Origin of the sequence: Mycobacterium sp. 1274756.6 (assembly GCF_001668625.1) — a bacterium.
In the GTDB taxonomy this organism is placed as follows: domain Bacteria; phylum Actinomycetota; class Actinomycetes; order Mycobacteriales; family Mycobacteriaceae; genus Mycobacterium.
Genome location: NZ_LZLJ01000002.1, coordinates 1 through 14,971, shown reverse-complemented (window position 1 = coordinate 14,971; position 14,971 = coordinate 1). Strand labels below are relative to the sequence as shown.

General features: G+C 72.6%; 14 protein-coding genes. 8 read left to right on the top strand and 6 right to left on the bottom strand.

The features are described 5' to 3' along the window. Positions 1-10 precede the first annotated feature (10 nt). Entirely contained in the window at positions 11-1,108 is a 1,098-nt protein-coding gene (gene zapE / locus A5643_RS00335; RefSeq protein WP_066851035.1) for a cell division protein ZapE, read from the bottom strand. Between zapE and A5643_RS00330 the strand changes: the two genes are divergently transcribed. The 4 genes from A5643_RS00330 to msrB are packed head-to-tail and all read left to right on the top strand — an operon-like array spanning position 1,107 to position 5,245. Further along, entirely contained in the window at positions 1,107-1,889 is a 783-nt protein-coding gene (locus A5643_RS00330) for a pyrimidine reductase family protein (protein ID WP_066851034.1), read from the top strand. The genes zapE and A5643_RS00330 overlap by 2 nt on opposite strands. Positions 1,890-1,941: 52 nt before the next feature. Further along, positions 1,942-3,501, top strand: coding sequence for an alpha/beta fold hydrolase (locus A5643_RS00325; protein WP_156628403.1), 1,560 nt, complete (start codon positions 1,942-1,944; stop codon positions 3,499-3,501). Positions 3,502-3,533: 32 nt separating this feature from the next. Then, positions 3,534-4,832 carry an arabinofuranan 3-O-arabinosyltransferase gene (gene aftC, locus A5643_RS00320; protein ID WP_156628402.1) on the top strand — a complete coding sequence of 433 codons (1,299 nt, stop codon included), beginning with the start codon at positions 3,534-3,536 and terminating at the stop codon, positions 4,830-4,832. Beyond that, positions 4,829-5,245, top strand: a complete 417-nt coding sequence (gene msrB / locus A5643_RS00315) for a peptide-methionine (R)-S-oxide reductase MsrB (protein WP_066851032.1) — start codon at positions 4,829-4,831, stop codon at positions 5,243-5,245. The genes aftC and msrB overlap by 4 nt, the downstream gene beginning before the upstream one ends. 19 nt (positions 5,246-5,264) lie before the next feature. Here msrB and hemQ read toward each other — a convergent pair whose 3' ends face one another. Genes hemQ through hemE form a run of 3 tightly spaced genes read right to left on the bottom strand, consistent with a single transcriptional unit; the run spans position 5,265 to position 8,399 of the window. Then, positions 5,265-5,960: a hydrogen peroxide-dependent heme synthase gene (gene hemQ / locus A5643_RS00310; RefSeq protein ID WP_066851031.1), complete on the bottom strand. Its 696-nt coding sequence runs from the start codon at positions 5,958-5,960 to the stop codon at positions 5,265-5,267. A 4-nt stretch (positions 5,961-5,964) separates the two neighbouring features. Beyond that, positions 5,965-7,341: a protoporphyrinogen oxidase gene (locus tag A5643_RS00305; RefSeq protein WP_066851030.1), complete on the bottom strand. Its 1,377-nt coding sequence runs from the start codon at positions 7,339-7,341 to the stop codon at positions 5,965-5,967. Further along, on the bottom strand, positions 7,338-8,399 hold the full coding sequence (hemE, locus tag A5643_RS00300; RefSeq protein WP_066851029.1) for a uroporphyrinogen decarboxylase: 1,062 nt from the start codon (positions 8,397-8,399) through the stop codon (positions 7,338-7,340). The genes A5643_RS00305 and hemE overlap by 4 nt, the downstream gene beginning before the upstream one ends. A gap of 147 nt (positions 8,400-8,546) precedes the next feature. Between hemE and A5643_RS00295 the strand changes: the two genes are divergently transcribed. Together A5643_RS00295 and A5643_RS00290 are read left to right on the top strand one after the other, a co-directional pair. Further along, the gene (locus A5643_RS00295; RefSeq protein ID WP_066851028.1) at positions 8,547-9,137 is read left to right on the top strand and encodes a DUF3000 domain-containing protein; all 591 of its coding nucleotides are present in this window, start codon (positions 8,547-8,549) and stop codon (positions 9,135-9,137) included. Positions 9,138-9,139: 2 nt separating this feature from the next. After that, positions 9,140-10,384: an HRDC domain-containing protein gene (locus tag A5643_RS00290; RefSeq protein ID WP_066851027.1), complete on the top strand. Its 1,245-nt coding sequence runs from the start codon at positions 9,140-9,142 to the stop codon at positions 10,382-10,384. 9 nt (positions 10,385-10,393) lie between these two features. Here A5643_RS00290 and dxs read toward each other — a convergent pair whose 3' ends face one another. Then, positions 10,394-12,310, bottom strand: a complete 1,917-nt coding sequence (gene dxs / locus A5643_RS00285; RefSeq protein ID WP_066851026.1) for a 1-deoxy-D-xylulose-5-phosphate synthase — start codon at positions 12,308-12,310, stop codon at positions 10,394-10,396. Between the two features lie 35 nt (positions 12,311-12,345). Here dxs and A5643_RS00280 point away from each other — a divergent pair, with 35 nt between their 5' ends. Both A5643_RS00280 and A5643_RS00275 read left to right on the top strand, forming a co-directional pair. Beyond that, positions 12,346-12,789, top strand: a complete 444-nt coding sequence (locus A5643_RS00280) for a CBS domain-containing protein (RefSeq protein ID WP_066851025.1) — start codon at positions 12,346-12,348, stop codon at positions 12,787-12,789. 4 nt (positions 12,790-12,793) lie between these two features. After that, a complete protein-coding gene (locus A5643_RS00275; RefSeq protein WP_066851024.1) occupies positions 12,794-14,086 on the top strand; it encodes an ArsB/NhaD family transporter in 1,293 nt (430 codons plus the stop codon). A 174-nt stretch (positions 14,087-14,260) separates the two neighbouring features. Here A5643_RS00275 and A5643_RS00270 read toward each other — a convergent pair. Next, positions 14,261-14,971: class I SAM-dependent RNA methyltransferase (locus tag A5643_RS00270; RefSeq protein ID WP_197497605.1), on the bottom strand; the 711-nt coding region annotated here is incomplete at its 5' end.

Here is a 14,971-nt window from a genome sequence, read left to right as displayed (position 1 = left end):
GCCCGCCGACTTACTCGACCGGCGCGACCTGCCCGGCGCCCAGCGCCAGCAACCGCGACGTGGCCCGCAGGTACTTCTTGCGGTAGCCGCCGGCGAGCATCTCCTCGCTGAAGATGGCGTCCAGCGGCGCACCGGAGGCGGCCACCGGGATCCCGGCGTCATAAAGCCGGTCGACCAGGGCGACCAGCCGCAACGCCACGTTCTGGTCCTCCAGCCGGTGCACCCCGGTCAGGCACACCTCGGTCACCCCGTCGATCAACGTCAGATACCGCGACGGGTGCATGGTGGCCAGATGGTCGCAGAGCGCGTCGAAGTCGTCCAGCGTCGCCCCGGCGCTGCCCTCGGCGCGCGCGATCACCCCGTCGTCGCTCAGCGGCTGCGGCGCCGCCGGTAGCCCACGCTGCCGGTAGTCGGGCCCCTCGATGCGCACCGTGGTGAAGATCTCCGACAGCGTGTTGATCTCGCGCAGGAAGTCCTGCGCGGCGAACCGGCCCTCGCCGAGCTGTTCGGGCAGCGTGTTGGAGGTGGCCGCCACCGACACGCCGCGCTCCACCAACTGCGACAGCAGCCGGGAGATCAGCGTGGTGTTGCCCGGGTCGTCGAGTTCGAACTCGTCGATGCAGACCACGGTGTAGTCGGCCAGCAACTCGATGCACTCCACGAACCCGAACACCCCGGCCAGCTGCGTCAGCTCCCCGAAGGTCGCGTAGGCGGCCGCACTGCCGTCGGAGGCGGCCAGGGTGAAGTAGGTGGAGGCCAGCAGGTGGGTCTTGCCGACCCCGAAGCCGCCGTCGAGGTACAGCCCCACCCCGGGCAGCACCTCACGCTTGCCGAACAGCTTGCGTCGCCCGGCCCGGCGCTGCAGCGCCTGCTCACAGAACTGCGCGCACGCGGCGACGGCTTCGGCCTGGGTGGGCTCGGCCGGGTCCGGCAGGTAGTTGCCGAAACTGACATCGACGAAGGTGGGCGGCGGAACCAGTTGGGCGATCAGCCGCTCCGGGGAGACGGTCGGGTTGCGGTCCACCAGATGGGCGATCGGCCCGTCGGCGCCGGCGGGGGCGGGGTCGTGCATGCAGGCACTGTAGCGACGTGCTGCAATGTAGGTCATGGCAGAAAGCGGCGCTGGGACCGAACTCACACTGCTGGAAACCGGTGAGCCGGTCGACAGTGCCGGGCTGCGTCGCCTCTACGCCTATCCCGACGGCCTGCGCGAGTGCCGGGTCCGCTCCAACTTCATCGCCAGCCTCGATGGGGCGGCCACCCTCGACGGGCGCTCGGGCGGGCTGGCCGGCCCGGGTGACCGGCAGGTCTTCGCGATGCTGCGGGAACTGGCCGACGTCGTCGTGGTGGGCGCCGGCACGGTGCGCGCCGAGAACTACGGCGGGGTCAAACTGGACGCCGCCGCCCGCGCCGCCCGCATACAGGCCGGGCAGGCCGAGGTCCCGCCGATCGCGATCGTTACCCGGTCCGGGCGCCTGGATCCGGACATGAAGGCGTTCACCGACACCGCCGTCCCGCCGTTGATTCTGACCAGCGCCGCCTCGGCGCCGCCGCTCGCCGACCGGCTCGGCGACGCCGCGGAGGTGCTGAACTGTTCGGCCGCCGACACCGACGTCGTCGACCCGCCGACCGCGCTCCGCCACCTGGCCGACCGGGGGCTGCTGCGGGTGCTCACCGAGGGCGGCCCGACCCTGCACGGCACCCTGACCCACCACGGTCTGCTGCACGAACTGTGCCTGACCATCGCACCGGTGCTCGTCGGCGGGAAGGCCCGGCGGATCACCACCGGCCCGGTCGGCTTCCAGACCGGCATGCACCCGGTCCACCTGCTCACCGACACCGCCGGGTACCTCTACACCCGCTACGCGGTCGGCACCGACCGATCGTGACGCGCGACGAAGCGCCCCGGACCCCCGCCCGGCACTGGCTAGTGTGGTCGGCATGACTCGGCGCCCCCAGTTCGCGGTGATCGCGGCCGCGCTCAGCCTGGTGCTCGCCGGGTGCGTGCCCGCCGCTCCCGGCGCCTACCCGCGCTACGCCACCGACTCCGATCACCCGCAGGGCGAGGTCACCACCACCGAAGCCCCCGAAGGCCCGCCCCCGGTCAGCGCGCCGAAGAACGACATGACCTGGCACGAGTGCACCACCAAGACCTTCGACGACGCCCGGGTGCCGAAGGTCCCCGGAATCCAGCTGCAGTGCACCACCTTCAACGCCGACCTCGATCCGCTCAGCGGATCGTCGGCCACGGTGAACATCGGTGTGGTGCAGGCCAAATCGGATAAGACGCCGGACGACGCCGGCCCGCTGGTGTTCACCACCGGCACCGACCTGCCGTCGTCGGTGCAGCTGCCGGTGTGGCTGTCCCGCGCCGGCGCCGACGTGCTCGACAGTCACCCGATCATCGCCGTCGACCGCCGCGGTATCGGGCTGTCCACCGCGGCGACCTGCCTGGACTCCTACGACCGCCGCGACATCGCCGACCAGGCCCAGTTCGAGCCCGGCGACGACCCGGTGGCCAACCTGAACGCGATCGCGATCACCGCGGCCAACAACTGCACCGACGCCATCCCGCAGAGCGGCATCGCCTACGACAACGCTCACGCGGCCGAGGACCTCGAGGCGCTGCGCAGCCGCCTGGACGTGCCCGCCCTGGCGCTGGCCGGGGTGGGCAACGGCGCCCAGGTGGCGCTGGCCTACGCCGCCTCCCACCCGGACAAGGTGGCCCGCCTGATCCTGGACTCCCCGCTCACCCTGGGCGTCTCCGCCGAGAACGTGGCCGAACAGCGGGTCCAGGGCCAGCAGGCCGCGCTCGATGCGTTCGCCGCGCAGTGCGCCGCGGTCAACTGCGCGCTGGGTCCCGACCCCAAAGGCGCGGTCGACGCGCTGATCGCCGACGCCCGGGCCGGCCGCGGCCCCGCCGGCCTCTCGGTGGCGGCGCTGGTCCACGCGATCACCACCGCGCTGGGATTCCCGCCGGCCGACCCGGTGGCCAGCACCACCGCACTGGCCGACGCGTTGGCCGCCGCCCGCGCCGGCGACACCCACCTGCTCACCGAGCTGGTCGACCGCGCCCAGTGGCTGCGCGGCAGCGACGGGCAGTTCATCAACTCCTGCAGCGACGCGGTGAACCGCCCGACCCCCGACCGGGTCCGCGAACTGGTGGTGGCCTGGGGCAAGCAGTACCCGCAGTTCGGCACCGTCGCCGCCCTCGACATGGTGCGCTGCCTGCCCTGGCCGACGAGCAACCCCACCGAGCCGCCCGGTGACCTCGGCGTCGACGTGCTGCTGCTCGGGGTGGCGAAGAACGACGCGATCGTCGGCTCCGGGGTGGCCGCGGCGGCCGCCACCGTCCTCAACGCCGGCTCGGCCAGCAAGCGGGTGATGTGGCAGGGGGTGGGTCACGGCGCCGCCATCTACACCGCCTGCGCCGTCCCGCCGCTCATCGATTACCTGGTCAGCGGTGTGCTGCCGGAGACCGACACGTTCTGCCCGGCCTGAGTCACCGCGTTCCCGCTTCGTTATAGGGTGCGCTGGTGGCGCTCGCAGATTCCCGGGGCTCCGGCCTGCGCGATTTCGCGTCGGCCGCCTTCCGTCCCCGCACCGCTCCCCCGACGACCGCGACCGTGCTGCGCGCCGTGCTGTGGCCGCTGGCGATCCTGTTCGTCATCCACCGCAGCTACGTGCTGGCCACCAACGGCTACATCACCGACGACTTCGGCCCGGTCTACACCGCGGTGGTCAACTTCAAGCGTGGCCTGAGCGTCTACGGCGAGAACTTCGACTTCGTCGACCCGCACTACCTGTACCCGCCGGGCGGGACGCTGCTGATGGCGCCGTTCGGCTACCTGCCGGTGGAGGCCTCCCGCTACTGGTTCATCTTCTTCAACACGCTGGCGATCGTGCTCGCCGCCTACTTCCTGCTGCGGCTGTTCAACTACACGCTGTCCTCGGTGGCCGCGCCGGCCCTGCTGGCCGCCATGTTCTGCACCGAAGCGGTGATCAACACGCTGGTGTTCACCAACATCAACGGGGTGGTGCTGTTGCTGGAGGTGCTGTTCCTCCGCTGGCTGCTCGACGGGAAGGTCAACAGCCAATGGCTGGCCGGGGCGGCCATCGGGCTGAGCCTGGTGGTCAAACCGCTGCTGGGTCCGCTGCTGTTGCTGCCGCTGCTCAACCGGCAGTGGCGGGCGCTGGTCACCGCGTTCGCGGTGCCGCTGGCGTTCAACCTGGCGGCCATCCCGCTGATCGCCGACCCGATGAACTTCTACAGCCGGACGCTGCCCTACATCTTCTCCACCCGTGACTACTTCAACAGCTCGATCCTGGGCAACGGTGTCTACTACGGGCTGCCGATGTGGCTGATCACCGTGCTGCGCCTCGGGTTCACCGCGCTGGCGATCGCCACCCTGTGGCTGCTGTACCGCTACTACCGGCGCCGGGACCCGCTGTTCTGGATGACCACCTCCTCCGGTGTGCTGCTGGTGACCTCGTTCCTTGTGCTCTCGCTGGGGCAGGGCTACTACTCGATGATGCTGTTCCCGTTCCTGATGACGGTGGTGCTGCCCAACTCGGTGATCCGCAACTGGCCGGCCTGGTTGGCCATCTACGGATTCATGAGCGCCGACCGGTGGCTGCTGGGGCACTGGCCCACCACCGGGCGGGCCCTGGAGTACCTGAAGATCACCTACGGCTGGTCGCTGATCCTGATCGTGGTGTTCTGCGTGCTGTACTTCCGCTACGCCGACGCCAAAGCCGACGACCGCCTCGAGGAGGGCATCGATCCGCCGTGGGTGCCGCAGCCGCCCGCCCGCGCTAGCGTGGACGCATGAGTTCACCTCGCCCCAAACTCGACCTGACCGAGGAGCAGTGGCAGCAGCGGCTCACCCCGGAGGAGTTCGCGGTGCTGCGCCAGGCCGGCACCGAGCGGCCCTTCACCGGCGAGTACACCGACACCGAGACCGAGGGGGTCTACCAGTGCCGGGCCTGCGGCACCGAGTTGTTCCGCAGCACCGAGAAGTTCCACTCGCACTGCGGGTGGCCGTCGTTCTTCGACCCGTCGCACTCCGAGGCGGTGCTGCTGCGCTCCGATGACTCGCTGGGCATGTCGCGCACCGAGGTGCTGTGCGCCAACTGCCACAGCCACCTGGGTCACGTCTTCGCCGGGGAGGGCTACCCCACCCCCACCGACCTGCGGTACTGCATCAACTCGATCTCGCTGCGGCTGGAGCCCACCGAGGCCTGACCCCGGCCGGCGCCGCGCATCACGGCAGCGCCGTCACCAACTGCTCGACGTCGACCCGCGGCCCCACGAAGAACGGGGTCTCCTCGCGGGTGTGCCGGCGCGCGTCGGTGGCCCGCAGGTCCCGCATCAGGTCCACGATGCGGTCCAGCTCGGGTCCTTCGAAGGCCAGCAGCCACTCGTAGTCGCCGAGCGCGAACGCCGGCACCGTGTTGGCCCGCACATCCTTGTAGGGGCGGGCCGCCATGCCGTGCTCGGCGAGCATCCGGCGGCGTTCCTCGTCGGGCAGCAGGTACCACTCGTAAGACCGCACGAACGGGTAGACGCAGATGTAGGCGCCCGGGTCCTCCCCGGCGATGAAGGCGGGCAGGTGGCTCTTGTTGAACTCGGCCGGGCGGTGCAGCGCGGCGCTGCTCCACACCGGGGTGGACGCGCGGCCCAGTGTGGTGGTGCGCCGGAAGTCGGAGTAGGTGGCCTGCAGGGCTTCGATCCGCTCGGCGTGCATCCAGAACATGAAGTCCGCGTCGGCGCGCATCCCGGCGATGTCGTAGACGCCGCGCACCACCACCCCGTTGTCCTCCTGGCGTTTGAGGAACGCGGCGGTCTCCTCGATGACCGCGGTGCGGTCCTCGCCGAGCTCCCCGGGACGCACCGAGTACACCGAGAACATCAGGTAGCGCAGGGTGGCGTTCAAAGCGTCGTAGTCAAGGCGGGTCATATCCCTATCGTGCCACGGTCGGCGCGGGGGCCCCGAGCACCCTGGCGGCCGCCGCGGTGCCCGCCGCGATGCAGGCCGGCACCCCGATCCCGTCGAGGAAACTGCCCGCCACCGCCAGGGTCGCCGGCAGGTCGGCGCGCAGCTCGGCGATCAGGTCGCCGTGCCCGGGCCCGTACTGCGGCATCGCCTCGGCGAACCGGGCCACCGCCGCGTCGAGCGGCGCGGCGTCGACGCCCAGCACCGTCGCGAGATCCGCCCGGGCCCGCGCCACCAGCTCGTCGTCGGTGGCGGCGACGCTCCGCCCGTCGTCCCCGAACCGGCCGAACGACACCCGCAGCAGCTCCGCGCCCGCCGGGTCGCGGCCCCATTTGCGTGACGACAAGGTGATGGCCTTGGCGTGCAGCCGCTCCCCGCTGGCCACCAGCACCCCGGAGTGGTCGGGCAGCGCGGTGCCCGCGGGCAGCGCCAGCGCCACCACCGCCGAGGACGCGGTGGGGATCCGCGCGGCCAGCGCCGCCGCCCGCGGCGCCACCTCGCCCAGCAGCACCGCCTGCTGGTGCGGCGGCACCGCCACGATCACCGCGTCGACCCGCCGGGCGGTGCCCGCGGTGGCGGTGAGCTCCCAGCCACCCGGATCCGCTCGCCGTAGCCGCGCCACGGCGGCGCGCACCCACTGCGGCCGGGCCCGACGCGCCAGCTCCTCGATCAGCACCCGGTAACCGCCGGCCAGCGCGCCGAAGATCGGTGCGCCGGTGGGTGCGGGCAGCGCCGAGCGCACCGCGGCCAGCAGACTGGGCGCCCCGTCGTCCAGCGCGGCGGCCACACCGGGCGCGGCGGCCCGCAGCCCGATCGTGCGCGCCGACCCGGCGTACACCCCGGCCAGCAGCGGGTCCACCGAGCGGGCCACCACCTGCTCCCCGAACCGCTCCCCGACCAGTTCGGCCACCGTCGGGTCGGCGCCGCGCCGCCAGCGCAGCGCCCGGCCCGGTTCGGTGTCGATGCGCGCCAGCGTCGCGGCGTCGACCAGCCCGTCCAGTACCTGCCCCGACGCCGGAATCCCGTTGAGGGTGCCGGTGGGCATCGGGTGCAGCCGGGCCTGGCTGTAGACCAGCGGACGCACCCCGGTGGTGTCGCGGATGCGGTCGTCGAGGCCCAGCTCGGCCAGCAGGGCGGGCACCTCGGGGCGCCGGCGCACGAAGGCTTCCGCGCCGACGTCCATCGGTTGGCCGGCGACCTCGGCGGTGCGCAGCACCCCGCCGAGCCGCTCGGCGGGGTCGAACAGCACGATCCGGGCCTCGTCGCCCAGCACGGTGCGCAGCCGGTAGGCGGCGGTCAGGCCGGAGATCCCGCCGCCGACGATCCCGAAGCTGCCGCCGCTCACAACGTGTGCACCAGGGCCACCAGGTCGGTGAGGATTCCGGGGTCGGTCTCGGGCAGCACGCCGTGCCCCAGGTTGAAGATGTGCCCGGCGGCGCCGGCCGCCACGGCCGCCCGGCCCGCCGCCACCACCTCGCGGGCGGCGCGCTCCACCGCCGGCCAGCCGGTCAGCAGCACCACCGGGTCGAGGTTGCCCTGCAGCGCGGTGCCCGCCTCGACGCGGCCGGCGGCGTCGGGCAGCGCGGTGCGCCAGTCCACCCCGACCACCCCGGCCGACGAGCGGGGCAGCGCCTCCGACATCGCGCCGAGCAGCTCGGCGGTGCCGACCCCGAAGTGGGTCATCGGCACGCCGCGGTCGGCCAGCGCCGCGAACACCCGGGTGCTGTGCGGCAGCACGTAGCGGCGGTAGTCGGCCAGCGACAGCGTGCCCGCCCAGGAGTCGAAGAGCTGGATGGCGTCGACGCCGGCGTCGATCTGCACGGTCAGGAACGCGATGGCGATGTCGGTGAGCTTGGTCATCAGCGCGTCCCACTGGGCCGGCTCGGCCAGCATCATCGTCTTGGTCCGCGCGTGGTTGCGGCTGGGGCCGCCCTCGATCAGGTAGGAGGCCAGGGTGAACGGCGCGCCGGAGAACCCGATCAGCGCGACCTGCCCCAACTCCCCGACCAGGGCGCGCACCGCCTCGGCGACCGGGGCGACCCCGTCGGGGTCGAGGGTGGGCATCGCGGCGATATCCGCGGCGGTGCGCACTGGCTCGGCGATGACCGGGCCGACGTCGGCGACGATGTCGAGGTCGATGCCGGCGCCGCGCAGCGGCACCACGATGTCGGAGAACAGGATCGCCGCGTCCACCCCGTGCCTGCGCACCGGCTGCAGGGTGATCTCGGTGACCAGTTCGGCGTTGAAGCAGGCCGCCATCATGGTGTGCTCGGCGCGCAGCTGCCGGTATTCGGGCAGCGACCGGCCGGCCTGGCGCATGAACCACACCGGAAGCCGGTGGGGGGTGCGGCCGGACGCGGCCGCCAGGTAGGGGGAATCGGGCAGCTCACGACGGGTACTCATCGCCGTCCATGCTGCCACGGCCGCGCGGCGGCGGGTCCGGGCCGTCACGGTCGGCGCGCCTGCCGGGTTGCGCGGCGCCCGCGGGTTAGCGTGGATTGCAAGTGCCTTGCGCCGGCGACACCGTCAAGTGAGGAAGAGGAGCAGCGCTTGACCTCAACTGAACCGGCCCCGTTCCGCGAGGCGGTGGCCACGATGGCCGCGGCCACGGCCCGGCCGGAGATCGAGTTGGCTCCGATCCGGCCGCCGCAACGCCTCGCGCCCTACAGCTACGCGCTGGGCGCGGAGATCAAACAGCTCGAGCTCGACGCGCTCGCCCCGCAGACCGACCTGTCCGACCAGGACGCGTTCGGCCGGCTGATCCTGCTCTACGACCCCGAGGGCTCGGAGGCGTGGGACGGCACCATGCGGCTGGTGGCCTACATCCAGGCGGACCTCGACGCCAGCGAGGCGATGGATCCGCTGATGCCCGAAGTGGTGTGGAGCTGGCTGGTGGAGGCGCTCGAGGCGCGCACCACCCAGGTCACCGCGCTGGGCGGGACGGTGACCGCCACCACCTCGGTGCGCTACGGCGACATCGCCGGGCCCGAACGCGCCCACCAGCTGGAGCTGCGCGCGTCGTGGACGGCGACCAGCCCGGAGTTGAGCGGGCACGTGCAGGCGTTCTGCGATGTCCTCGAGCACGCCTCGGGGTTGCCGCCGGTCGGGGTGACCAAGCTGGGATCGCGGTCGCGCAGCTGACGATGGCCGAGACCGCCGAGGGGACCGGCGCGAGCGCCGAAGAGCCCGCCGCCACCCCGTTGCGCGCCCCGCGCGGCGGGGTGCCGCCGGTGTCGGTGACCGCCGATCAGGTCGCCCGGGCCGCCGAGCGGCTGGCCGGCGGGCGCGGACCGTTCGCGGTGGACGCCGAACGCGCCTCGGGTTTCCGCTACTCCAACCGCGCCTACCTGATCCAGATCCGGCGGGCCGGGGCGGGCACCGTGCTCATCGACCCGGTCGGCGACGGCGTGGACTCCGCGGCGCTGCTGGAACCGGTCGCCGAGGTGCTCTCCGACGGCGAGTGGATCCTGCACTCCGCCGACCAGGACCTGCCGTGCCTGGCCGAGGTGGGTCTGCGCCCCCCGGCGCTCTACGACACCGAGTTGGCGGGCCGGCTGGCCGGCTTCGACCGGGTCAACCTGGCGACGATGGTGCAGCGGCTGCTCGGGCTGGGGTTGGCCAAAGGGCACGGCGCCGCCGACTGGTCCAAGCGCCCGCTGCCGGCGGAGTGGCTGAACTATGCCGCCCTCGACGTGGAGGTGCTCATCGAGTTGCGCGCCGCGATCGCCGACGTCCTGCGCGAGCAGCACAAAACCGAGTGGGCGGCCGAGGAGTTCGACCACCTGCGCAAGTTCGAGGCGGCGCCCACCCGCCGGGACCGCTGGCGGCGCACCTCGGGGATCCACAAGGTGCGCGGTGACCGCGGGCTGGCCGCGGTGCGCGAACTGTGGCTGGTGCGCGACCGGCTCGCCCAGCGCCGCGACATCGCCCCCGGCCGCATCCTGCCCGACCGGGCGATCATCGACGCCGCGCTCACCGACCCCAAGACGGTCGCCGACCTGCTCGAGCGGCCGATCTTCGGCGGCCCCAAACAGCGTCGCTACGCCGAGCTGTGGGTGGCCGCGTTGGCGGCCGCCCGGGAGAACCCGGCTCCGCCCGAGCCGGAGGCGGTCGCCGGGCCGCCGCCGGCGGTGCGGTGGGCCAAACGCAAACCGGAGGCCGCCGCCCGCCTGGAGGCGGCGCGCGCCGCGATCACCGCGATCGCCGAGGAGGTCGACGTTCCGGCGGAGAACCTCATCAGCCCGGAGCTGGTGCGTCGGCTGTGCTGGGACTGGGCCGACCCCGCCGACGCCGCGGCCGCGGTCGAGGAGGTGCTGCGGGCCGGCGAAGCGCGGCCCTGGCAGCGGCGGCTGGTGGGGCCCGCCCTGGCGGCGGCGCTGGATTCCTGAGCCCGACCGCTACTCGGCGGGCTGGCCGACTTCGCTGTCCACCGGGGTGGTCGCGCCCAGCGCCGCCACCCAGCCGGTGACCTGGCGGCTGATGTCCTGGGCGGTCAGGCCGGTCTCGGCGAGGATCTCGCCGCGGGAGGCGTGGTCGTAGAACCGCTGCGGCAGACCCACGTCGCGGCACGGGACGTCGATCTCGGCGCGGCGCAGCGCCGCCGACACCGCCGAGCCGACCCCGCCGGCCACCCCGTTGTCCTCCAGGGTCACCACCAGTTTGTGTGCGCGCGCCAGCGCCCCCAGCCCGTCGGGCACCGGCAGCACCCAGCGCGGGTCGAGCACGGTCACGCCGATGCCCTGGTTGCGCAGCCGCTGCGCCACCTCGAGCGCCATCGGCGCGAACGCGCCCACCGCCACCAGCAGCACGTCCTCACCGAGCCCGTCGGTGGGCCGGGCCAGCACATCCATGCCGTCGACGTGGTCGAGGGCCGGGATGTCTTCGCCGACATCGCCTTTGGGGAACCGGATCGCGGTCGGGCCGTCGTCGACGCCGAGCGCCTCACCGAGCAGTTCGTGCAGCCGGGTGCCGTCGCGCGGCGCGGCGACGCGCATGCCGGGCACGATGCCCAGCAGCGACAGGTCCCACATGCCGTTGTGGCTGGCGCCGTCCGGGCCGGTCACCCCGGACCGGTCCAGCACGAACGTCACCGGCAGCTGGTGCAGCGCGACGTCCATGAGCATCTGGTCGAAGGCCCGGTTGAGGAAGGTCGAGTAGATCGCCACCACCGGGTGCAGGCCCGCCATCGCCAGCCCGGCCGCCGAGGCGGTCGCGTGCTGCTCGGCGATGCCGACGTCGAACAGCCGGTCGGGGAACCGCGCGCCGAACGCGGCCAGCCCGGTCGGTCCGGGCATCGCCGCGGTGATGGCGACGACGTCGCGGCGCACGTTGGCGTATTCGACCAGCGCGTCGGAGAACACCGCCGTCCAGCCTCGCCCGGCCACCGTGGTGGGTTGGCCGGTGAGCGGGTCGATCGGCGCGGTGGCGTGCATCAGTTCGGCTTCGTCATTCTCCGCCGGGGCGTAGCCCATGCCCTTGCGGGTGACGGTGTGGACGATGACCGGGCCGTTGAACGACCGGGCGGCGCGCAGCGCCAGCTCCAGAGCCGGCAGGTCATGCCCGTCGACCGGACCGACGTATTTGAGGCCGAGGTCGGCGAACATCTCCTGCGGGCTCAGCGCGTCCTTCAACCCGACCTTGACGCTGTGCAGCGCCTGGTAGCTGAACTCGCCGATCATCGGGATGCCGCGGATGAGCCGCCGGCCCTCCTCCAGCAGCCGCTCGTAGCCGGGCTGCAGCCGCAGCGCGGCCAGGTGCTCGGCGAAGCCGCCGATGGTCGGGGCGTAGCTGCGCCCGTTGTCGTTGACCACGATCACCACCGGCCGGTTGGCGACGGCGATGTTGTTCAGCGCCTCCCAGCACATCCCGCCGGTCAGCGCGCCGTCGCCGACCACGGCGACCACGTGCCGGTTGCGGTGCCCGGTCAGCTCGAACGCCTTGGCCAGCCCGTCGGCGTAGGACAGTGCGGCGCTGGCGTGGCTGGATTCCACCCAGTCGTGCTCACTTTCGGCGCGGCACGGGTAGCCCGACAGGCCGTCCTTCTTGCGCAGCGTGTCGAAGTCGCGGCACCGCCCGGTGAGCATCTTGTGCACGTAGGACTGGTGTCCGGTGTCGAACACGATCGGGTCGTGCGGCGAGTCGAACACCCGGTGCAGAGCCAACGTCAACTCCACGACCCCGAGGTTGGGGCCCAAATGCCCACCGGTGACTGCAACCTTGTGGATCAGAAACTCGCGGATCTCGCCGGCCAGGTCGACCAGCTGCGAGTGACTGAGGTGTTGCAGATCAGCGGGGCCGCGGATCTGGTGAAGCATCCGGTCAGTCTACGCAGCGCGCTAGGGTGTCGCACATGCACGCCGCGGACATCGCCGAGAGTTTCCCGGTGGTGGGCCTCGACACGCCGGCGCTGGCCGCCGCCCGGCTGCTCGCCGAACACCGGCTGCCCGGCATCGTGGTCACCGACGCCGACGGGCGTCCGTCGGCGATCCTGCCGGCCTCTCAGGTGGTGGCCTTCCTGGTGCCGCAGTACGTGCACGACGACCCGTCGCTGGCCGGCGTGCTCAACGAGGAGATGGCCGACCGGATCGCCGAGAAGCTGGCCGGCAAGACCGTGCGCGAGGTGCTGCCCGAACATCTGCACGACGTGCCGCCGGTCGACGCCGACGACACCGTCATCGAGGTGGCCGCCCGGATGGCCCGGCTGCACAGCCCGCTGTTGGCGGTGCACCGGGACGGCACGTTCGTCGGGGTCATCACCGCCTCGCGGCTGCTGCAGACCGCCCTGGGACACTGAGCCGGTGACAGCGGCCATCGCGATCACCGCGTTCGTGGTCGCCTACCTGTTCATCGCCAGCGACCGGGTCAACAAGACCGTCGCCGCCCTCGTCGGGGCCGCGGTGGTGGTCTGCCTGCCGATCATCGGCTCGGAGGACATCTTCTTCTCCCGCGAGACCGGCATCGACTGGGACGTCATCTTCCTGCTGTTCGGCATGATGATCATCGTCTCGGTGCTGCGCCAGACCGGGGTGTTCGAGTACGCGGCGATCTGGGCGACCAAGCGGGCCGCCGGGTCCCCGCTGCGGATCATGATCCTGCTGGTGTTGATCACCGCGGTGGCCTCCGCGCTGCTGGACAACGTCACCACGGTGCTGCTGATCGCGCCGGTCACCCTGCTGGTGTGCGACCGGCTGGCGATCAACCCGGTGCCGTTCCTGATGGCCGAGGTGCTCGCCTCCAACATCGGCGGCGCGTCGACCCTGGTCGGAGATCCGCCCAACATCATCATCGCCAGCCGGGCCGGGCTGACCTTCAACGACTTCCTGGTGCACATGCTGCCGATCGTGGCGATCATCATGGTCGCGTTCGTCGCGCTGCTGCCGTGGCTGTTCCGCGGCAGCTTCACGGTGGACCCGGCCCGGGTCGCCGACGTGATGGCGCTGGCCGAGGGTGAGGCGATCCGCGACCGCCGGCTGCTGATCCGCTGCGGGGTGGTGTTGGCGGCGGTGTTCGCCGCGTTCATCGGGCATTCGGTGATCCACATCGAGCCGTCGGTGGTGGCGCTGCTGGGCGCCGGGGTGCTGGTGCTGCTGTCCAAGCTGGGCCGCTCGGAGTACCTGTCCAGCGTCGAGTGGGAGACACTGCTGTTCTTCGCCGGGCTGTTCATCATGGTCGGCGCGCTGGTCAAGACCGGTGTGGTGGAGTCGCTGGCCCGCTCGGCGATCGAGGTGACCGGCGGCGACATGCTGCTCACCACGATGCTGATCCTCGGGGTGTCGGCGCCGGTCTCCGGTGTCATCGACAACATCCCCTACGTCGCGACCATGACCCCGATCGTCGGTGAGCTGGCGGCCGTCGCGGGCGGGTCCGACCACCAGGGCGCGCTGTGGTGGGCGCTGGCGCTCGGCGCGGACCTCGGCGGCAACCTGACCGCGGTCGGGGCCAGCGCCAACGTCGTCATGCTCGGCATCGCCCGGCGCGCCGGCACCCCGATCTCGTTCTGGGAGTTCACCCGCAAGGGCGCGGTGGTCACGGCGGTGTCGGTCGGGCTGTGCGTGCCGTATCTGTGGCTGCGCTACTTCGTGTGGGCCTGACCGGGGCCGACGGGCACCGCGACCTCGCGCGAGTGCAGTGGCCCACCGACGTCCTCCGCGAAAGCGAAAATATGCAGGAAAAATGCGAGAAGCGCCCTGCATAGGTTCTGTCTCGCGGCGCGGGGCGTCCAGCGGGGCGCCGCGGGAGCGTTCAGCGGGGGCGGGGCGGCGCGCTCAGCGGGTCAGCAGCGCCGCGCACTCCACATGGTGGGTGAGCGGGAACGCGTCGAACACCCGCATCTCGGCCACGGTGTAGCCGTGCTGTCGGTACAGGCCCACATCGCGGGCGAACGACGCCGCCTCGCAGCCGATGTGCACGATGCGCGGCACCCCGGCGGCGGCCAGCAGGTCGATCACCGCGCGGCCGGCGCCGGTGCGCGGCGGGTCGAGGACGGCGACGTCGGCGCCGGCGGGCTCGGCGGCCACCGCCCGGCGCACCGAGTCGGTGACCACCCGCACCTGCGGCAGGTCGCCCAGGGCGGCGCGCGCCGCGCCGGAGGAGCCCCGGGCGGTGTCGACGGTCAGCACCCCGCCGCGCTCCCCCACCGCCTCGGCGAGCACCGCCGCGAACACCCCGGCGCCGCCGTAGAGATCCCAGGCGGTCTGCCCGGCCGTCGGCTGCGCCCAGTCGGCCACCAGCGCGCTGTAGGCGGGCGGGCCGTCGCGGTGGGCCTGCCAGAACCCGGTCACCGGCACCCGCCAGGTGCGCTGTCCCACCCGGTGCACGCCGTGATAGGCGCCCTCGGCGACCCGGCGGCGCCGGCCCGGCCCGGCGACGACGACGTGGCGGGTGCCCTCGTCGTCGAGGACGGCGTGCAGCCGGGCCCCCGGCGGCCAGCGCGCCTCGTCCAGCCCGTCGGTCAGCTCGGCCGGTAACTGCCCGCA